Annotated in this window: 21 protein-coding genes; 11 read left to right on the forward strand and 10 right to left on the reverse strand. The window is 66.5% G+C overall.

Translation table 11 applies throughout. The annotated features are described in order from the left end of the window. Nucleotides 1-43: 43 nt before the first annotated feature. Complete coding sequence (locus QOJ24_RS15495) at nt 44-1,489, forward strand: carotenoid oxygenase family protein (protein WP_526262678.1); 1,446 nt, start codon at nt 44-46, stop codon at nt 1,487-1,489. A gap of 4 nt (nt 1,490-1,493) precedes the next feature. On the opposite strand, the gene QOJ24_RS15500 is transcribed toward QOJ24_RS15495, so the two are convergent. Then, nucleotides 1,494-1,736: a hypothetical protein gene (locus tag QOJ24_RS15500; RefSeq protein ID WP_526262680.1), complete on the reverse strand. Its 243-nt coding sequence runs from the start codon at nt 1,734-1,736 to the stop codon at nt 1,494-1,496. A 64-nt stretch (nt 1,737-1,800) separates the two neighbouring features. Next, nucleotides 1,801-2,286: an OsmC family protein gene (locus QOJ24_RS15505; protein ID WP_526262681.1), complete on the reverse strand. Its 486-nt coding sequence runs from the start codon at nt 2,284-2,286 to the stop codon at nt 1,801-1,803. Nucleotides 2,287-2,337: 51 nt separating this feature from the next. Between QOJ24_RS15505 and QOJ24_RS15510 the strand changes: the two genes are divergently transcribed. Beyond that, nucleotides 2,338-3,471 carry an FAD-dependent oxidoreductase gene (locus QOJ24_RS15510; protein ID WP_526262683.1) on the forward strand — a complete coding sequence of 378 codons (1,134 nt, stop codon included), beginning with the start codon at nt 2,338-2,340 and terminating at the stop codon, nt 3,469-3,471. Continuing rightward, entirely contained in the window at nt 3,468-4,358 is an 891-nt protein-coding gene (locus tag QOJ24_RS15515; RefSeq protein ID WP_526262685.1) for an SDR family NAD(P)-dependent oxidoreductase, read from the forward strand. Before QOJ24_RS15510 ends, QOJ24_RS15515 begins: the two co-directional genes overlap by 4 nt. A gap of 4 nt (nt 4,359-4,362) precedes the next feature. Here the strand turns inward: QOJ24_RS15515 and QOJ24_RS15520 are convergent, their stop codons facing one another. Continuing rightward, the gene (locus QOJ24_RS15520; protein ID WP_526262687.1) at nt 4,363-5,580 is read right to left on the reverse strand and encodes an acyl-CoA dehydrogenase family protein; all 1,218 of its coding nucleotides are present in this window, start codon (nt 5,578-5,580) and stop codon (nt 4,363-4,365) included. After that, complete coding sequence (locus QOJ24_RS15525; protein WP_526262689.1) at nt 5,573-6,766, reverse strand: acyl-CoA dehydrogenase family protein; 1,194 nt, start codon at nt 6,764-6,766, stop codon at nt 5,573-5,575. Before QOJ24_RS15525 ends, QOJ24_RS15520 begins: the two co-directional genes overlap by 8 nt. A 148-nt stretch (nt 6,767-6,914) precedes the next feature. Here QOJ24_RS15525 and QOJ24_RS15530 point away from each other — a divergent pair, with 148 nt between their 5' ends. Genes QOJ24_RS15530 through QOJ24_RS15540 form a run of 3 tightly spaced genes read left to right on the forward strand, consistent with a single transcriptional unit; the run spans nt 6,915 to nt 10,191 of the window. Beyond that, entirely contained in the window at nt 6,915-8,135 is a 1,221-nt protein-coding gene (locus QOJ24_RS15530; protein ID WP_526262691.1) for a PP2C family protein-serine/threonine phosphatase, read from the forward strand. Continuing rightward, a complete protein-coding gene (locus tag QOJ24_RS15535) occupies nt 8,132-9,757 on the forward strand; it encodes a sensor histidine kinase (RefSeq protein ID WP_526262693.1) in 1,626 nt (541 codons plus the stop codon). The genes QOJ24_RS15530 and QOJ24_RS15535 overlap by 4 nt, the downstream gene beginning before the upstream one ends. Continuing rightward, nucleotides 9,754-10,191: a response regulator gene (locus tag QOJ24_RS15540; protein WP_526262695.1), complete on the forward strand. Its 438-nt coding sequence runs from the start codon at nt 9,754-9,756 to the stop codon at nt 10,189-10,191. Before QOJ24_RS15535 ends, QOJ24_RS15540 begins: the two co-directional genes overlap by 4 nt. A gap of 7 nt (nt 10,192-10,198) precedes the next feature. Here the strand turns inward: QOJ24_RS15540 and QOJ24_RS15545 are convergent, their stop codons facing one another. Both QOJ24_RS15545 and QOJ24_RS15550 read right to left on the reverse strand, forming a co-directional pair. Then, nucleotides 10,199-10,651: an ATP-binding protein gene (locus tag QOJ24_RS15545; protein WP_526262697.1), complete on the reverse strand. Its 453-nt coding sequence runs from the start codon at nt 10,649-10,651 to the stop codon at nt 10,199-10,201. A gap of 32 nt (nt 10,652-10,683) precedes the next feature. Further along, entirely contained in the window at nt 10,684-11,043 is a 360-nt protein-coding gene (locus QOJ24_RS15550; RefSeq protein ID WP_526262803.1) for an STAS domain-containing protein, read from the reverse strand. A gap of 97 nt (nt 11,044-11,140) precedes the next feature. On the opposite strand from QOJ24_RS15550, the gene QOJ24_RS15555 reads away from it, so the two are divergent. Beyond that, a complete protein-coding gene (locus tag QOJ24_RS15555; protein ID WP_526262699.1) occupies nt 11,141-11,572 on the forward strand; it encodes a PPOX class F420-dependent oxidoreductase in 432 nt (143 codons plus the stop codon). On the opposite strand, the gene lipE is transcribed toward QOJ24_RS15555, so the two are convergent. Further along, on the reverse strand, nt 11,551-12,804 hold the full coding sequence (lipE, locus tag QOJ24_RS15560) for a lipase LipE (RefSeq protein ID WP_526262701.1): 1,254 nt from the start codon (nt 12,802-12,804) through the stop codon (nt 11,551-11,553). The genes QOJ24_RS15555 and lipE overlap by 22 nt on opposite strands. Continuing rightward, nucleotides 12,801-13,286: a peroxynitrite isomerase gene (locus QOJ24_RS15565; protein ID WP_526262703.1), complete on the reverse strand. Its 486-nt coding sequence runs from the start codon at nt 13,284-13,286 to the stop codon at nt 12,801-12,803. The genes lipE and QOJ24_RS15565 overlap by 4 nt, the downstream gene beginning before the upstream one ends. On the opposite strand from QOJ24_RS15565, the gene QOJ24_RS15570 reads away from it, so the two are divergent. The 3 genes from QOJ24_RS15570 to QOJ24_RS15580 all read left to right on the forward strand — a co-directional run bounded on the left by QOJ24_RS15570 (nt 13,272) and on the right by QOJ24_RS15580 (nt 16,896). Next, complete coding sequence (locus tag QOJ24_RS15570; RefSeq protein ID WP_526262705.1) at nt 13,272-14,078, forward strand: beta-phosphoglucomutase family hydrolase; 807 nt, start codon at nt 13,272-13,274, stop codon at nt 14,076-14,078. The genes QOJ24_RS15565 and QOJ24_RS15570 overlap by 15 nt on opposite strands. Further along, complete coding sequence (locus QOJ24_RS15575; RefSeq protein WP_526262707.1) at nt 14,078-16,435, forward strand: glycosyl hydrolase family 65 domain-containing protein; 2,358 nt, start codon at nt 14,078-14,080, stop codon at nt 16,433-16,435. Before QOJ24_RS15570 ends, QOJ24_RS15575 begins: the two co-directional genes overlap by 1 nt. Before the next feature lie 65 nt (nt 16,436-16,500). Next, a complete protein-coding gene (locus QOJ24_RS15580; RefSeq protein ID WP_526262709.1) occupies nt 16,501-16,896 on the forward strand; it encodes a hypothetical protein in 396 nt (131 codons plus the stop codon). 60 nt (nt 16,897-16,956) lie between these two features. Here QOJ24_RS15580 and QOJ24_RS15585 read toward each other — a convergent pair whose 3' ends face one another. Continuing rightward, nucleotides 16,957-17,358 carry a hemophore-related protein gene (locus tag QOJ24_RS15585; RefSeq protein ID WP_526262711.1) on the reverse strand — a complete coding sequence of 134 codons (402 nt, stop codon included), beginning with the start codon at nt 17,356-17,358 and terminating at the stop codon, nt 16,957-16,959. A 276-nt stretch (nt 17,359-17,634) separates the two neighbouring features. Further along, entirely contained in the window at nt 17,635-18,216 is a 582-nt protein-coding gene (locus QOJ24_RS15590) for a TetR/AcrR family transcriptional regulator (RefSeq protein WP_526262713.1), read from the reverse strand. Between the two features lie 93 nt (nt 18,217-18,309). On the opposite strand from QOJ24_RS15590, the gene QOJ24_RS15595 reads away from it, so the two are divergent. Then, on the forward strand, nt 18,310-19,146 hold the full coding sequence (locus QOJ24_RS15595; RefSeq protein WP_526262715.1) for a mycofactocin-coupled SDR family oxidoreductase: 837 nt from the start codon (nt 18,310-18,312) through the stop codon (nt 19,144-19,146). Nucleotide 19,147: the final 1 nt, after the last annotated feature.

The raw sequence follows: 19,147 nt of genomic DNA on the forward strand, positions 1-19,147 counted from the left end.
TTATACAAGAGGAGTTCATAACACTGTTATTGGGGGTGTGGCGATGACGAACCGCTATCTCGACGGCGAATTCGCGCCGGTGGACCGTGAGTACACGCTGACCGACCTGGAGGTGGCGGGGACGATTCCGGACTACCTCGACGGCCGGTACCTGCGCAACGGTCCCAACCCGATCGGTGAGATCGACCCGCAGCTGTATCACTGGTTCGTCGGAGACGGCATGGTGCACGGCATCCGCATCCGCGACGGCAAGGCGGAGTGGTACCGGAACCGCTGGGTGCGTGGCCCGCAGACCGCACGAGCGCTGGGCGAGACCCCACTGACGGGCGACTTTCGGCTGTCCGGAATCGGCGCGAACACCAACGTGATCGGGCATGCGGGCAGGACTCTCGCCCTGATCGAATCCGGTGTCGCCAATTTCGAGATGACCGACGAGCTAGACACCGTCGGGGTCTGTGACTTCGACGGCACGCTCACCGGCGGCTACACCGCCCATCCCAAGCGTGATCCGGAAACCGATGAGCTGCATGCGGTTTCGTACAGCATGTATCGCGGGAACACCGTGCAGTACTCGGTGATCGGTGCGGACGGAAAGGCGCGGCGCACCGTCGACATCGAAGTGGCGGGCAGTCCGATGATGCACGACATGTCGCTGACCGAGCGTCACGTGGTGTTCTACGACCTGCCCGTGACGTTCGACACCCGACAGGCGGCCGAGATGACGGTGCCTCGCAGCCTGCGGTTGCCAGCACGACTCATGTTGTCCGCCTTGATCGGTCGCGTCCGCATCCCGGATCCCGTTTCAGCCAGGCAGCCGAGCGGCAAGGGCACCGACCGTCGATTCCCCTATTCGTGGAACCCGAGGTATCCCGCGCGGGTTGGGGTGATGCCCCGCGACGGCGACAACTCCGACGTCCGCTGGTTCGACGTCGAACCGTGTTACGTCTTCCACCCGATGAACGCCTACGACGACGGCGACACCGTCGTGCTGGACGTGGTGCGGCATCCGAAGATGTTCGACACCGAGCACCTCGGTCCCAACGAAGGACCGCCGACGCTCGATCGCTGGACCGTCGACCTGGCCGACGGCAAGGTGCGCGAGTCCCGCGTCGACGACCGCGGCCAGGAATTCCCCCGCGTCGACGAACGTCTGGTCGGCAGGCGACACCGGTACGGCTACGCGCCGACGGTCGGCGAGGGCGCAAGCGGAAACGACGTGCTCCTCAAGCATGACCTGGTGGGTGGCGGAGCCAAGGCGCGCCCGTTCGGGAAACAGAAAGCGCTCGGCGAGTTCGTCTTTCATCCTTCCTCGCCTGATGCCGCGGAGGACGACGGGGTGCTGATGGGCTACGTCTACGACCGTGCAAACGATCGAAGTGAGCTGGCGATCCTCGATGCGCAGACGCTCGAGGACGTGGCGAGCATCAAGCTGCCACACCGGGTGCCCGCCGGATTCCACGGGAACTGGGTGCCCACGCCTGCGGCCTGACGCACTAGTAGTCGTTGATCGGGGGATTGACACCGTTCGGCGGCGGGTCCGACACGGGAACGCACAAACCCGTCTGCACATCGAGCGCCTTGCCGGGCAGACAGAACGGCGCACAAGCTGTGGGGCCCGCTGTCTCGCCGGGCAAGCAGGCCCAGCTGGTTGCGGGCGTGAAGACGATGACGCCTGCCATCGGCACGGTCGCCATGGCCATCACCGCACCTGTCGTTCGTCGCAAGTAGTGCGTCACGGTGGCTCCTCGGGTCGCGGCCAGCAGTAATTCTAGGTGGGCGAGTGGCGGCAATCGAGCATGGTTAGCCTAAGGCACCTGTCTGCCGGACGCCGACCGTTGGCTCGCAGTCGACCGGGAAGTTGACCGAGCGGGCGATGAAACACATGTCGTGGGCACGCGAATGCAGCTCCAGAGCGCGGGATCGGTCGTCGGGATCGGTGATGGTGACCGACGGCCGCAGCACGACGCGCTGGAACTGGCCACTTCCGTCAGAATTGAGAACCATTGTGGCGCTCGGTTCGTCGACGTAATCGGTCACCACGACACCCGCCCTCGCGACCAGGTCCAGATACCACAGCAGGTGGCACTGCGAAAGCGATGTGAGAAGAAGTTCCTCCGGGTTCCACCGGGCGGGGTCGCCGCGGAAATTCGGATCGGAAGATCCGAGCAGCCCGTCTTTGTCGCCTGCGGTCGTGACCGTGTCCCGTCGATAGTCGGCGTAACCGGCGGTGCCGACGCCGGTGTTGCCGGTCCACGCCACCCGGACGTCGTAGCTGTGCGACTTCATCGCCTGGCCTCCTCGGTAATCGAAGCGCGTCTGCGGATGCTACAAAATGGCGTGAGCCGAAAACGTGTCGTGATCGCCGGGCTCGGGGACAGTGGTGTGCTCACAGCCATCCGACTGGCCCGACAGTTCGATGTCGTCGGCATCTCGGCCAAGCCCGCCCTGGTCAGCGGCCAGGAACTGGGTTGGCGGCTCTCCCGGCCCGATGAGTGGGCACGGGCCAACTGGATTCCGTTCGACCGGTTCCGCGCCCTGGACCGGGTGCGCACGGTGCACGGCACGCTGACCGGCGTCGACCTCGACGCCCGCGCCGTCACCGTCCGTGGTGATGACGGCGTGTCGGCGCAGGAGCCCTACGACGCGCTGGTCATCTCCACAGGCGTCAGCAACGGATTCTGGCGCACACCGAACCTACAGTCGCACAACGAAATCGGTGCCGACCTTCGCGACGCGCACGCACGCCTCACCGATGCGGAGTCGGTGATCGTGATCGGCGGTGGTGCCGCGGCGATCAGCAGCGCTGCCCAGGTCGCGACCACGTGGCCCGACAAGCGGGTCGACCTCTACTACCCCGGCGAGCGGGCACTGCCGTCACACCACCCGCGGATTTGGGAGAAAGTGCGGCGACGGCTCGACGAGGCGGGCGTCGGCCTGCATCCCGGCCACCGTGCCCTGATTCCCGACGGGTTCATGTGCGACGAGATCACCGGCGAGGCCGTGCAGTGGAGCACCGGACAGCCGCAGGCATCGGCCGACGCCGTGCTGTGGGCGATCGGCCGGGTGCGGCCCAATACCGACTGGTTGCCTGCCGAGCTCCTCGACGAGCAGGGCTTCGTCGCGACGACACCGCAACTGCAGGTGCCCGGGCATCCCACGGTGTTCGCGGTGGGCGACGTCGCGGCCACCGATCCGCTCCGCAGCTCGGCGCGCAACCGGGGGGACGGGATCCTGGCCCACAACATCCGCGCCGAGTTCGCCGGCAAGCCGCTGCGCTCCTACCGCGCGCCCAAGCGCCGCTGGGGTTCTGTCCTCGGCGTACAGCCCAACGGCCTCGAGGTGTTCACCCCCAAGGGCCAGGCGTTCCGGTTCCCGGCGTGGTCGTTCGACCGCGTGCTGATGCCCGTGATAGTCCGCTGGGGCATCTACCGCGGGGTGCGTGACAACCAACCCACTAGCCTTGCCCCGTGACGAGGCACTGGACACCGGCACGGCTGGGCGACCTGACAGGCAAGCGCATCATCGTGACGGGTGCGACCAACGGCGTCGGCCTCGGGACCGCGCGGGCGCTGACCCGGGCGGGTGCGCACGTGATCATGGCGGTGCGCAACACGGAACTGGGCGCGCAGCGCGCCAAGGAGATCGGCGGCTCGACGTCGATTGCGAAGGTGGACCTCGCAGACCTGTCGTCGGTGCGGGCTTTCGCCGATGCGCTCGACGGCGACGTCGACATTCTGATCAACAACGCGGGCGGGCTGACGCAGCAACGCGAAGAAACCGTCGACGGGTTCGAGAAGCAGATCGGCCAGAACATGCTGGGGCCGTTCGCGCTGACGAACCTGGTCTTTCCGCGGGTGCGCTCGAAGATCATCAATGTCGGATCGCACGCACATCGAACCGCCGAGCTTCGGCTCGACGACATGCACCTGCGCACCGGTAAATGGACGTCGATGGGCGCGTACAGGAGGTCCAAGCTCGCGGTGATGTTGTGGGGTCTCGAATTGGACCGCAGGCTGCGGGCCGCGAATTCGCCTGTCGTCAGCCAGCTCACCCACCCCGGTTGGGTGGCCTCGAACATCTCGAGCATCTCCGACAAACCGGTGCTGGCCGCCGCCGACAAGGTGGTGCGGAAAGTCGCCACCGTTGTCGCCAATGACATCGACGCCGGCGCCGCGTCGACGTTGTACTGCATCAGCGAACCGATTCCGCCGGGCAGCTACATCGGCTACGACGGCCCGTTCGGCCTGTCGGGCCCGCTGGTGATGCTCGGCCGCACGGCACTGGCAGGCGACTACGAAGCTGCCGCCGAGGTGTTCGCGTTCGCCGAAAAGGAAACCGGCACAACGCTTCCCGTGTAGTCCGTTAGGCGGGCGTCCCGTCGGCCACCCGTGGACCGCGCTCAGGGGTGTCGAGGTTGTCGAGCACCAGCTCGGCGACCCGTGACCTGTGCTGCTCGGCGCTGCCGAGCAGGGCGGCGTCGGTGGTGGCCCGCTTGAAGTACAGGTGAGCCTGGTGCTCCCAGGTGAAGCCGATGCCGCCGTGCACCTGGATCGTGTCGGCCGCGATTCGGCTGAGCGCCGCCGAGGCCGTCGCCTGGGCGATGCTCACCGCCAACGCCGGATCGTCGGAACCGTCCGACAGAGCCCACACCGCGTGATAGGCCGACGACCGCGCGTGTTCGAGGTCGACGAGCAGGTCGGCCAGCTTGTGCTTGATCGCCTGGAATGACCCGATCTGTCTGCCGAACTGCAGACGCGACTTCGCATACTCGACCGACAGGTCCAGCAGATGCTGGCCTGCGCCCACCTGCTCGACCGCCAGCAGCGCCGAACCAACCTGCAGAGCGTGCTCGATGACGCGCTCCGCCTCGTCCGGACCGGCAACGAGTCGGCCCGGTGCGCCGGCCAACTCGACCCCCGCCTGCGGCCGGGTCAGATCCAGCGTGGCCAGCGGGCTGCGGTGCACCCCCGACGCGGAGGCGTCGACGGCATACAGGGCCACTCCGTCGGCACCCCGCGCGGCCACCAGCAGCTCGTCTGCCGCACCCGCGTCGACCACCCGCTCGATAGTTCCGGTCAGCGCATCGCCGTCGGCGGTGACGGTCACCTCGCCCAGCGTGCCCGCCAAATCGGGCACGGCGAATGCCGCGGTCCGTCTGCCCTCGACCAGCTCGGCCAACACCTCGTCCCGCGCTGCGCCCGCCGACGCCGCCACCAGGGCGGGAATCGACAGGAACACGGTGCCGAACAGCGGCCCACACGCCAGCGATGAGCCGAGTTCCTCGACCGCGACGGCCTGGTCGACAAGGTCGCCGCCGACCCCGCCGTCGGCTTCCGGCACCGAGAGCCCGAGCACGCCGAGCTCACCGCCCAGCCGCGCCCACACCTTGGCGTCGAACGGCGGGTCGGACTCCATCAGGGTCCGCACCGTCTGCTCGTCGAAGTTCTCGGTGCAGAATTTGCGCACGGCGGCGCGCAGCTGGTTCTGCTCGTCGGAGAAGACGAATTCAGCATGATTGCGGGGTTGATCCGCAAGCTCCTCAACCTGATTGCGGGGTTGATCCGCAAGCTCCTCAACCACGGGGGATCTCCTTCCACGGCATGCCCGCGTCCGCGCGCAGATCACCCGGCAGGCCGAGGATCCGCTCGCCCAAGATGTTGCGCATGACTTCCGACGTGCCGCCTTCGATGGTGTTGGCGCGGCTGCGCAGGAACCGCTGCTGGATGGGACCCTGCCAGTCCTTGTCCCCGATGCGACTGCCGCTGTCGTAGCCGTGGTACAGAATGCCTTCCGGCCCAAGGAAATCCATGCAGAACTGGTAAATCTGCTGGTTGAGTTCGGCTCCGACCAGCTTGCCGATCGAGCCCTCCGGCCCGGGACCACCGACACCGGCCGAGGCGCGTGAGCGCTCCGACGTCAGGCGCTGTGCCTCCGAGCGCAGCCACAGCTGGGTCAGCCGGTCCCGCAGCACAGGGGTCTGCCGATGTGGCCGCGATGCCCACAGCGAGACGGCTTCGGAGATGGTGCCCGCGCCGCGCCTGCTGCCACTGCCGCCCAGCGCGGTGCGTTCGTTCATCAGCGTGGTCATCGCGACGTTCCACCCGTTGCCGACGTCGCCGAGCCGATGCGCGTCGGGGATGCGCGCGTCGGTGAAATACACCTCGTTGAACTCGGCCTGGCCGGTCATCTGGCGCAATGGGCGCGTCTCGACACCCGTCCCGTGCATGTCGATCACGAAATAGGTCAGCCCCTTGTGCTTCGGCACGTCGGGATTGGTGCGCGCCAGCAGCAGGCCCCACCGCGCGCGGTGCGCCAGGCTGGTCCACACCTTCTGGCCGTTGATGATCCACTCGTCGCTGTCGGGCACCGCCGTGGTCGCCAGCCCGGCCAGATCCGAACCGGCACCCGGCTCCGAGAACAGTTGGCACCACAGGTCATCCGTCGTCGCCAGCGGTCGCAGCCATTGGCGCTTCACCTCGTCGGACTGCGCGTGCTCGCGGATCGTCGGAGCCGCCATGCCGTAGCCCATCGGGTTGAGCCCCAGCGGTACCGGGCCGCCCGCACCCTGAAGGATTCCGTCGGCTACGGCCTGCAGGCCGCGCGAAACCCCGAGGCCGCCCAGGCCCTCCGGGAAGTGCACCCAGGACAGCCCGGCGTCATAGGCGGCGCCGAGCAACTCGGGAATCGGGACGGATTTCGGGTCGTGGTCGGTCACGACCTTTCTGGCTAGATCGGCGACGCGATCCGCATCGAGAAGGGTGCTCATCAAGCCACGATAGGAAACGTCTCCGCGCGCGCGGAGGTCGGGGGACCGATGTGCGGCGAGACGAAGGGGCCCTGGGTATTGTCTAGGCGTTGTCACTGAAGCAGAGGGTCGCGCGACCGGGTGGCGTTACTAAAGGACGTGATGACCCATGCGCGCGCCGATTAAGCCGCATACCCAGCCTGCGCCGGACCCTGCGTCCGTCCGCACTGCGGGCGGGCGTCGGCTCTCGGTGCTGCTGGTAGAAGACGACCGCGGCGATGCGCTGCTGGTAGAAGAGCTCATCGCCGATGCGGCCGCCGACATCGCCTGTGTATGGGCGCAGTCGGCGTCCGACGCCGAACGCGAACTGTCCATCTCCCGCCCCGACTGCGTGCTGCTCGACCTCAACCTCCCCGACGCGAGCGGAATCGCGGCGCTGGAACGCGTCAAAGCCGTCGACCCCAACCTTCCGATCGTCGTCCTGACCGGACTGTCCGACGAGCATTTCGGGATGTCTGCGGTGGCCTCCGGCGCGCAGGACTATCTGGTCAAGGGTCGCGTCGAACCCGAGATGTTGAGGCGGGCCGTGCTTTACGCAATCGAGCGCAAGCGCGCCGAGATCACGTCGGTGGAATTGCACGCCAGCCAGCTGCGCGCCATGGAGAACGCCCGCCTCGAACGTGGCCTCTCGCCATCGCCGCTGCTGCTGGACAACCCTGGCCTCGACATCACGACGCGCTATGTGCCCAGCCGGAAGAACTCGCTGCTCGGCGGCGACTTCTACGATTTCGTCCAGACACCGGACCGGACTGTGCACGTCATGATCGGCGACGTCGCAGGCCACGGCCCTGACGAGGCGGCACTCGGGGTTGCGCTGCGCATCGCATGGCGTGCACTGACCTTCGCCGGCCTGCGCGGTCCCGACCGGATGCGCGAGCTGGACCGGATTCTGCGTACCGAACGGGCGGGCAAAGGCATCTTCGCGACGGTGCTCAGCCTCGCGATACCGCCCGAGGGTTCCGAGTTCCGCGCGGTCCGCGCGGGCCATCCGGGGATGCTGTTGCACGGCGGGGGTTCCGTGCGGTGGCTCGAGCCGCCGGGCGGCCCCGCCCTCGGCCTGAACTCCGGTGACTGGGAATATCACCAGGTGGAATGGCCGCAGGACACGGGCTTGGTGCTGCTCACCGATGGCCTCTTCGAGGGGCACTCTGGGCGGGGCAACGAACGACTCGGCGAAGAGGGACTGCTCGACCTGGCGCGTGCGCATGCAAGGTTGTCCGGCCCGGAATTCATCGACGCCCTGATCGAGGAAGCGTCGAGCCGTGCGCGGGCCCACGGCGGCCTCACCGACGACATCGCGGTGGTGCGCGTGGAGCGCACTTCTCGATGACGGATCGCGACGGGAGCGCATCTGTGGCCAAGCCCAAGCATGGGCGACGGCTCACCGTGCAGGGCTGGCAGAACCTGGTGCTGTCCGCGATGGGACTGGTTGTGCTCACGGGTTTGGTGGCGGGCGGGTTGTTGATGACGCGAACCGATCAGCTCTCGCGTGAGGTGATCGACAACATCCAGCCGGCAAGGGTGCAGGCCTATGCGCTGCAGGCGGCGCTGCGCGACCAGGAGACCGCGGTACGCGGCTACGTCATCACCGCCGACATGCAGTTTCTCGAGCCGTACTACGCCGGCCAGGCCGCCGAAAAACAAGCATCGAAAAACGTCCGTGAGCGGGTCGGCACACACCCCGAGCTGATATCCGATCTGGATGTCATCCAACAGCGCGCCCAGACGTGGCGGACATCGTACGCAGAGCCGATCATCGCGGAGATCAGCAGTGGCGCCCCCCTTGCGCAAAGCCGCAGCCTGACCGATCGCGGCAAGTCCGAATTCGACAACCTCCGAACACTTTTCGACCGTCAGAACGAAAATCTCCGAGCGGCGAGGACAGAGGGGATCGAGCAGCTCGACCACATGCGGCACTGGCGCGACGGGCTGGCGATCGCCATGGTGGTCGTGTTCGTCGGGCTGGGCGTCGTGCTGGCTCTGCTGGTTCGAAGTGCCGTCACCCGCCCACTGTCCGCCCTTGCCGCGGCGTGCCGCCGTATCACCGAGGGCAATTTCTCCGAGCGCATCACGCCGCGCGGGCCGCGAGACATCCGCGCCATCGCAGCCGATGTCGAGGACATGCGGCAGCGAATCGTCGACGAACTCGATGCCTCCCGGGCCGCCAAGACCGCACTCGACGATCAGGCCGAGGAGCTGCGACGATCCAACGCCGAACTCGAGCAGTTCGCCTACGTCGCTTCACACGACCTGCAGGAGCCGTTGCGCAAGGTCGCATCGTTCTGCCAGCTGCTTGAGAAGCGGTACGGGGACCAACTCGACGAACGCGGGACCGAATACATCGGCTTCGCCGTCGACGGCGCCAAACGAATGCAGGCCCTGATCAACGACCTGCTCACCTTCTCCCGGGTCGGGCGGCTCAACTCGACCCACACCGAGGTCGATCTCGAGGAGACGCTACAGATCGCGCTTGGCAACCTGTCGACGGCGATCGAGGAGGCAGGCGCCGAGATCAAGCGGCCGCAGCAGTCGCTCCCGACAGTCGACGGCGACCCGACGCTGCTGACGATGCTGTGGCAGAACCTGATCGGCAACGCGGTGAAGTTCCGGCGAGACGGCGTCGCACCGCGACTCGTCATCGAAGTAGAGCAGGGCACCGGCGAACATGCCGATGATTGGCTCTTCAGCGTTTCCGACAACGGCATCGGCATCGCCCCAGAGTTTGCCGACAAGGTCTTCGTCATCTTCCAGCGCCTGCACCTCCGCGAGGTATACAGCGGGACCGGCATCGGTCTAGCGTTGTGCAAGAAGATCGTCGAGCATCACGGCGGATCCATCTGGGTCGACCCGTCCTACAGCCCAGGCACCCGAATTCACTTCACCCTGTCCGCCACCCCTACGACCGAACCCAACGCAATACCATCCGCTCTTTTGGAAGGATCACACGAGTGACATCAGATACTCGAGCCATCGACGTCCTGCTGGTCGAGGACGACCCGGGCGACGAGCTCATCACCCGGGAAGCGTTCGAGCACAACAAGATCAACAACAACCTTCACGTGGCGCACGACGGCGAGGAGGGCCTGGACTTCCTTTACCGGCGCGGTGCATACGAAGGCGCGCCACGGCCGGATCTGATCCTGCTCGACCTGAACCTGCCGAAGTACGACGGCAGGCAGTTGCTCGAGCAGATCAAATCCGACGACGACCTGTGCCACATCCCGGTGGTGGTGCTGACAACCTCGTCAGCCGAGGAGGACATCCTCAAGAGCTACAAGCTGCACGCCAACGCCTACGTCACCAAGCCGGTCGACCTGGATCAGTTCATGAGCGCGGTCAGGCAGATCGACGAATTCTTCGTCCAGGTGGTCAAGCTGCCGAAGTGAGCGCAGGTCAGTTCACGGCGTTCTGTGCCGCGGCGACGTGGTTCCATTCGAGGCGCACCTGCGTGCCCTTCGCAGTCGAGTCGATCGTGGCCCGATCGGCCAGTGCACGCATGAGCGGGATGCCCCGGCCGCGGGAGGCGCGTTTCCTCTCGGAGTCCGCGATGCGCCAGGCGCCCTCGTCGGTGACGGTGACCGACAGGACCGAGGTGTGGCTGTCGTAGGCGGCGAGCAAATTCATCGCGCCCGGCTGCGACGCCGTCGAATAGGCGAACTCGGCCGCGTTGGCCAATGCCTCGTTGACCGCAAGCACGACATCGCTGATCTTCGTATGATCGAGCGCGAAATGCCGCTTCAGCCAATCGGAGAAGTTCTGTCGCATCTGCGCAGCGGATGCCGCGTCGGCGGGGACATTCGTCGGTGCGAACCGTGTCCTCGAGTCGCGTTGTCCTGAATCTTCCATCTCAGGATGCTGGCTACCCGATAGTTGTGGTTTTAACTCGTCAGAGCGCCAAGCGCTTCGTCGAGCGTGGCGTAGAGGTCAACCACGTCAGTGACACCGACGAGCTTCAGTGGCCGACTCGTCGCGGGTCCGTCGGCGACGACCGCGAACTTGACTGCGGGTGCGAGCTCGTCCTGGGCCGCGATCAGCACGCCCATCCCCGCAGATGCCAGAAACTCGACGTCGCTCATGTCGACGACCACGGCGCTCGGGGTGGACTTGGCGGCCTCGGCTATCGCCTTCTCGAGGTCGGGGGCCGTAAGCATGTCCACTACACCGGCCACCGACACCACGCAGACGGAGTCGATGTGGCGTTCTTCAATTGCGCAGCTACTCGATGCCGCACCTTCCATGCTTACCTCCAGGTCTGTCTGCCCCTCCGGCGACAGCACAGCGAGTTTACCGGGCAGTACCGGAATAGCGGACAGACGGTAGCAGGTTGCCCACAGCATGACCGCCTCAGGATTCGACACGCACACGCTGCTCGCCGACAGCCGACTCGGAGTTCTGGCGACCATCAAGTCGAACGGACTGCCGCAACTGTCGCCGATAACCCCGTTCTACGACCGTGACGCCGGCGTCATTTACGTGTCGATGACCGAGGGTAGGGCCAAGACCGCGAACCTGCGGCGCGACCCGAGGGCCGCTCTGGAGGTCACCAGCCCTGACGGCTGGGCGTGGGCCACCGCCGAGGGACGGGTGACGCTGACCGGACCGGGAACGGATCCGCACGGCGCGGAGGTCGACGCCCTGGTCGACTATTACCGCAAGGCGGCCGGCGAGCACCCGGACTGGGACGAGTACCGATCGGTGATGGTGGCCGACCGCCGGGTGCTGATGGCGTTGACCGTCGAGAAGGTCTACGGCGAAAAGATCCGCTGACGCGGGATCTCGGCTGTGATGCGGTCGAGGAGCGCGGGATAGCGGTTGGCCTCCGCGTGACCGCTCGGCTTGCCGCTGCTGATGAGCCCGGCGGCGAGTCGGCGCTCCGGGTCGGCCCACACCGCGATGTTGGTCAGGCCGGTGTTGCCGAACGCCGCAGGCGCATCGCGGCCGAATGGTCCGAACCGCTTGTTGCCGAGCATGTAGCCGGTACCCCACCGGCGGGGTGCGAATCCGTCGGCGATGTCGGGACGCAGCCTGCGGCACTCTTTCGTCGCCGCGCGCAGCGTCTCCGGTCGCATCACCCGGACGCCGTCGAGCTCCCCGCCTCGTTGCAGAATCTCGGCGAACCGTGACATCTCGTTCGCCGTCGAGACGAGGTTGGACGACGGCACGATGCCGGTGAGAAACAGCGGCGTGTTCCCGAAGGGAATGATCTCGGCCATGGTGCCGCCGACGGCGATCTTGAAGGCCTTCGCGATCGGGGCGGGCAGGGGTTTGCCCGTGACGTGGCTCGGTGCCACCAGCGGCACATCCTGCTCGGTCACGCCGAAGTTCGTCCACCGGAAACCGAGCGGATCGAGGATCTCGGTGGCGAGAATCTCGCGGATGCTCTTTCCCGTTGCGGCCGAAACGATTTCGCGCACCAGCGGCCCCCACGTCACCCCGTGGTAGATGTGCACGAGGCCGGGCCGGTGTATCGGCTTCAGCTCGCCGAGCTTGCGGCGCGCGTATTCGGTGTCGTCGATGCGGTCGAGGTCGGGCCGCGGACCGGTGGCGAACGGAACGCCAGCGCTGTGCGTCATGACGTGCCGGATCGTGGTTCGGTCCTTGCCGTGGCTCGTGTAGGTGGGCAGGTATTCGCACACGCGGTCGTCCAGCGAGAAGGCGCCCCGCTCGACGAGCATGTGTACGACCGTCGTCGCGACCGCCTTGGCCGCCGAGAACGCACAGAACGCGGTGTCCGTGGTGACCGGAACCCTGTCCGCATCGGGCGGGTCATCCGGGGCATTGCCCCAGCCGTGGCCGATCGCCCGGTTGAGGATCACCTTGCCGTTGTGGCGCAAGCACAGCTGGATCGCCGGGTGCATCCCCGCGGCATACCAGTGCTGCGCCGCTCGCCAGATCCGCTCGACGGACGCCGGATCGATATCGGAGTGGTCTTCAGCGGCGATGTCGGTCACCTCGTCGAGATCGGTCGGAACGCGGATCCTGCCGGTTAGTGGTGTCATACCTGCTTCCTGTGCAGAGTGGCGGTCAGGTGGTCTTGCAGGGGTTGGCCGACCGCACCCATGCGCACGGTGTAGACGAGTTCATCGCCCTCGACGCGAATGGACCGGCCAAGCGCCGTCACTTCCTTCGCCGACGCGGTGCGCCCGATCGTCGTGGCGGCGAGGTCCATCACGATCGTGTCGCCCGCCACGGTCAGCGTGCCCTCGTCGATCTCGGTGATACCGGTCGGGTGTGCCAGCACCAACTCCACCCGCCCCGGCGACGGTAGCCGCAGAAAGCCCGTCTCCCCGTGCATGGGCCGACCGTCATCGCCGGCCTTCGTCTTCTGCGCATAGCTGAGGAACGGCTTGCCGACATGGCCGAACGTGACTTCCTCGAGGTAATCGAACGGCACGATGGTCGGGTACTCGCCCGAGCCCTGACCGGCCCAAACGCCGAGCAGAGGAGCGAGCGCAGCGACGCCGGGATGCAGGTCGGCCATTGGGCCAGTCTATGGTCGGGCGTTGGTGGGTACCCCCGGCGTGTGGCCGAAACGCTGGGATTACCCGAACGTGTTCATGTCTGCCTCTTCGACCTCGATGGTGTGCTCACCGACACTGCAAGCGTGCACCGCAAAGCATGGAAGCAGATGTTCGACGCCTACCTGAAGGCGCGCGCTGACAGCAGCGGCGATCAATTCGTCCCCTTCGACATCGACGCCGACTATCGCAAGTACGTGGACGGCAAGAAGCGCGAAGACGGCGTCCGGTCCTTTCTGGACAGCCGCGGCATCAGTCTCGACGAGGGCAGTCCGGACGACGACGCGGAAACCGAGACGGTGCAAGGCCTGGGAAACCGGAAGAACGGGCTGTTCAACCAGACGCTGCGAGACGACGGCGTGGAGGTCTTCGAGGGGTCCCGCCGGTACCTCGAGGCAGTCGCCGCAGCCGGGCTCGGCGTCGCGGTCGTGTCGTCGAGTTCCAACGCCCGCGAGGTGCTCGAGATCACCGGTCTGGACTCCTACGTCCAGGTCCGGGTCGACGGGCAGACCATGCGCGAGGAGAACATCGCGGGCAAGCCGGCGCCGGACTCGTTTCTTCGCGCCGCCCAACTGCTCGAAGCGTCCGCCGACGAGGCGGCGGTGTTCGAGGACGCGCTCGCGGGCGTGGCCGCCGGTCGCGCGGGTGACTTCGGGTTGGTGGTCGGAGTCGACCGCACCGATCAGGCAGATGAGTTGCGGCGCAACGGAGCCGACGTCGTCGTGTCGGATCTCGCCGAGCTGCTGGACTCCTGATGATCGACGACGACGCCTTCCCGGTCGAGCCGTGGCACGTCCGCGAGACCAGCCTGAGCATGGACCGGATTGCCCAGACCGAGTCGCTGTTCGCGCTGTCCAACGGCCACATCGGGCTGCGCGGCAACCTCGACGAAGGTGAACCCCACGGCCTGCCGGGAACATATCTGAACGGTTTCTACGAGACGCGGCCACTGCCGTATGCCGAAACGGGTTTCTCGTATCCCGAGGACGGGCAGTCCATCGTCGACGTCACCAACGGCAAGATCATCCGGCTGCTCGTGGATGACGAGCCGTTCGATGTGCGATACGGCGAATTGTCGGAACACGAACGGGTGTTGGACATGCAGGCCGGCACTCTTGCTCGCGTTGCGCAATGGAAGTCGCCCGCCGGCAAGCAGGTTCGGGTGCAGTCCACGCGGCTGGTGTCGTTGGGCCAGCGCAGCGTGGCCGCCATTGAGTACGTGGTCGAGGCGATCGACCAGTTCGTCCGCGTCACCGTGCAGTCCGAGCTTGTCGCCAACGAAGACCAGCCGGAACGATCGAAGGACCCGCGGGTCGCGACCCTGCTGCAGGATCCGTTGGAGGCGGTCCGTCACGAGGCCACCGAGTATGCGGCGTTGCTCGTGCACAAGACGAGGGCCAGTGGCCTGATGATGGCCGCGGCGATGGACCACGACGTCGAGGTACCGGGCCGGGTCGAGGTGCGCACCGAGGCAAGCGGTGATCTGGCACGCACGACGGTGATCTGCGGGCTTCGCCCGGGCCAGCAGCTGCGCATCGTGAAGTATCTGGCGTACGGGTGGTCGAGCCTGCGGTCCCGCCCTGCGCTGCGGGACCAGGTCGCCGCGGCCATCGCGGGAGCCCGCTACACCGGCTGGCAGGGGCTGGTCGACTTGCAGCGGGAATGCCTCGACGTGTTCTGGGACTCCGCCGACGTCGAGGTGGACGGTGACCCCGACTGTCAGCAGGCGGTGCGGTTCGGGCTTTTTCACGTGCTGCAGGCGAGTGCGCGGGCCGAACGGCGGGCCATTCCGGGCAAGGGTCTCACCGGCACCGGTTACGACGGCCACGCCTTCTGGGACACCGAAGGTTTCGTACTTCCGCTGCTGACCTACACGGCGTCGACCGCGGCCGCCGATGCCCTGCGATGGCGCGCCTCGACCCTGGCCCTCGCCAGGGACCGGGCCGCGTTGCTCGACCTCCAAGGCGCGGCTTTCCCATGGCGCACCATCCACGGCGAAGAGTGCTCGGCGTACTGGCCCGCAGGCACGGCCGCCTGGCACGTCAATGCCGACATTGCGATGGCGTTCGAACGCTATCGCGTTGTCACAGGCGATGATTCGCTGGAACTCGAGTGTGGCCTCGCCGTACTTGTGGAGACGGCGCGACTGTGGCTGTCGTTGGGGCACCACGACCGGCACGGCGTCTGGCATCTCGACGGTGTGACGGGTCCCGATGAATACACGGCCATCGTGCGGGACAACGTCTTCACCAACCTGATGGCGGCGCACAACATGCAGATTGCCGCCGACGCGTGCGAGCGCCACCCCGAAGCAGCGCAGGACATCGGGGTGACCACAGAGGAGATGGCCGCATGGCGGGACGCCGCGGGCGCCGCCCACATCCCCTATGACGAGGGTCTGGGGGTGCACGAGCAGTGCGACGGCTTCACCACCCTTCGGGAATGGAATTTCACCGAGAACACCGAATATCCGTTGCTGATGCACGAGCCCTACAGCCGGCTGTATCCGTCGCAGGTGGTCAAACAGGCCGACCTGGTGCTGGCCATGCATTGGCGGAGCCACGCGTTCACGCCCGAACAAATGGCGCGCAACCTGGACTACTACGAACGGCGTACGACCCGCGACTCGTCTCTGTCGGCGTGCACCCAGGCCGTGATCTGCGCGGCTGTCGGACATCTGGAACTGGCCCACGACTACGCCTACGAGGCGGCCCTGATCGACCTGCGCGACCTGCACAACAACACCGAAGACGGCCTGCACATGGCGTCGCTGGCCGGGGCATGGACCGCTCTGGTCGCAGGTTTCGGCGGCCTGCGCGACGACGAGGGGATCCTCACGCTGGATCCGCACCTGCCGGACGGGATCGACCGGTTGTGCTTCCGGCTGCGGTGGCGAGATTTCCGGCTCACCGTCGACGCCGACCATGACCAGGTCACCTACACGCTGCGCGACGGGCCGGACGCCACGCTGACCATCCGTCACGACGGTGAGGAAGTCGAGCTCAGCACGAAATCACCCTCGACGGTGGCCGTGAGTAGCCGGACCGCGCTACTGCCACCTCCGGAGCAGCCGCCGGGGCGCACACCGATCCGCCGATCCGAGGAGCGGTGAATCGATACCGTTGAAGCGCACCGAACAACGAGTGGACGCCGAAGTCACCTAGGAGAGGATCGGCCATGACGGTTCGAATCGCTTTGTTTCGCGGTCTTGCGGGTGGCGCGCTTGCGGTGAGCGCGTTGCTGCCGACGTCGATGCTGTTCGCGGACAATGCATCTGCGGATTGGTGCTACTCGGCTGACTGCGTGCCCAACGTGGCAAGGAACGTCATCGCGGGCGCGCCGTGCGCGCCTCAACCCCGGCGGGCCTTCGCGTACGGGCTGGAACCCAGCGGGGGGACGGTCATCTGCAACCCCGCCGGTACCTGGACGCCGGCGGGCCCGCTCATCGGGGTGTACAACGTGACGACGCCGTGCCCGGCGTTGAACCTGTCAGCTCAGGGCTCCGACGGAATCGCCCTGCAATGCCTGGATTTGGGGTCCGGCTCCTTGCGGTGGGCGCACCGCGCGGATTAGACGAGAAACCCGCCGCCACAGCGTCGGCTGCGGCGGCGGGCGTCGTCGTGGTGCGGTGGACTAGCCGGCCATGAACTCGTCGTAGGCCGACTGCAGGTCCCCGGGCAGCACCGACACGTTGCACTGGCGCTGCTTGTCGCCGATCGGGGCCAGGATGCCCTTCAGGTCGTAGTACTCACCGGGGTTGGCGGTGAAGTAGTTCCGCAGGTCAGCCGCGGCCTGTCCGCGCGGCTGGTTGAAAGCAGCCGTCACGGCCTGGTTGGCGCCCGGGTGGTCGCTCAGGTAGCCACGAGCCGCACCCAGCGTCGAGCTGGCGGTGCCTGCCACATCGGCTGCGCTGCAGCCCTGAGGCGCGGCCACAGCGGACGGCGCAGCGATCGTTGCCGCGGCAACGCCGCCGAGCACCGTTCCGACGACAGCGCCGACAACTTTGCGGCGCGCATTTATACCAATGTTTTTCATGATCGATTGTTCCCTCGTATTGCGGTGTGTAATTGCGTTCCCCCGCCCCTGAGAACCAAGGTAGCCGAAGCGCAAGACGGTCAAACGTCGCCAACGTATTCGCTGGCAGTGAACACGAAGTGTTACAGCTGTAGGCGTGATTTCCGCCTCATTTTCACCCGGCATATCCGGCCGCCGACGCCTAAGTGCCATTGAAGGCGCCATTCTTCTTATGAGTTGCGCTGAATTCTTAATTGATCGTGATCGAGATAGTGACCGAATCGTTATTCGCGCCAGCTAGGCCGACGGCATCTCATACCTGTCGAGCAGTCGCTCGATGAAGTCGCCCGCTTCGGCGTGGCCGCGGGTGATGCCGAGGCTGCGCTCCAATACGAGGATTCGAGCCAGGCTGGTCACGATCATCGACATCACGACGGGGGGAAACTCGGCGACATCGACACCGTGTGCCCGCAGGGCCAGGGTGACCGCGCTCTCCTCCAGATCGCCGAAGCGCGCGGCGTAGGCGGCGATCTCGTTGCGGATCTCCTTGCGATGGTTGGCCAGCGCCATGAACTCCATCAGCAGCCGGGCACCGTGCGCGTTGTTGAGCTTCCACAAGGCATGCAGGGGTTCGTCGGCCGCCAACGCCTCGCGCTGACGGACAAGGTTGTCCTCGGCGCCTTCGCGCAACACGGCCAGAAAGAGGTCGTCCATGCTCGGGAAGTAGTAGTGCACAAGCGCCGGCTTCACCCCCGCCCTTGCCGCGACTCGCCGGGAGGTCGCAGCGGCATACCCCTCCTCGAGCATCACTTGGGCAGTCGCTCGGATCAGAGCCTGACGCGTCGCAGAGTCACGGCCCGATGATTTTGGTGCCGTCATCTGGGCCTTGACCGCCCACCGCGCCGACTGCTAGACATGGCGTCAGCATAAATGTTGGGCAGTCGCCCAACAAGGCTCAGAATTCGAGGTGCCATGGCCGGACGGGTCCAGAGCAAGGTCGCGTTCATCACCGGTGCCGCCCGGGGCCAAGGCCGCAGCCATGCGGTGCGGCTTGCCGAAGAGGGCGCCGACATCATCGCGGTCGACATCTGCCGCGGCTTCGACGACTCGACTGCGCCCGCGGCCACGCCGGAGGACCTCGCCGAAACCGCGGACATGGTGAAGAACCTGGATCGGCGCATCGTCACGGCCGAAGTCGACGTGCGTGACTTCGAGGCCCTGGCGTCCGCCGTCGACAGCGGCGTCGAGCAACTCGGACGGCTCGACATCGTCGTCGCCAACGCAGGCATTGGCACCAGGGGCGTGAAGCTGCACAAGATGCGCGAGGACATCTTCGACGAGACGATCGACGTCAACCTCGGTGGTGTGTGGAAGACGGTGAAGGCCGCGGTGCCGCATCTGCTGGCGGGCGGTCGCGGCGGCTCGATCGTGATCACCAGTTCGGTCGGCGGCACGAAGGCTTACCCTCAGGTCGGTCACTACATCGCGGCCAAGCACGGGGTCGTCGGGTTGATGCGCACATTCGCCGTGGAGCTGGGTCAGCATTCCATCCGGGTCAACACCGTCCATCCCACCCACGTCTGTACTCCGCTGTTGATGAACGAGCCGACCTATCGACTGTTCCGTCCGGACCTGGAGAACCCCGGCCCCGATGACCTCGCGCCGATCTGCCAGTCGTTCCACTTCCTTCCCATCCCGTGGGTGGAGCCGGTTGACATCAGCAACGCGGTGTTGTTCCTGGCCTCCGACGAGGCGCGCTATGTCACCGGCGTCACGCTGCCCGTCGACGCAGGCAGCCTCCTGAAATAGC

Origin of the sequence: Mycobacterium sp. (assembly GCF_032159775.1) — a bacterium.
Taxonomy (GTDB): Bacteria; Actinomycetota; Actinomycetes; order Mycobacteriales; family Mycobacteriaceae; genus Mycobacterium.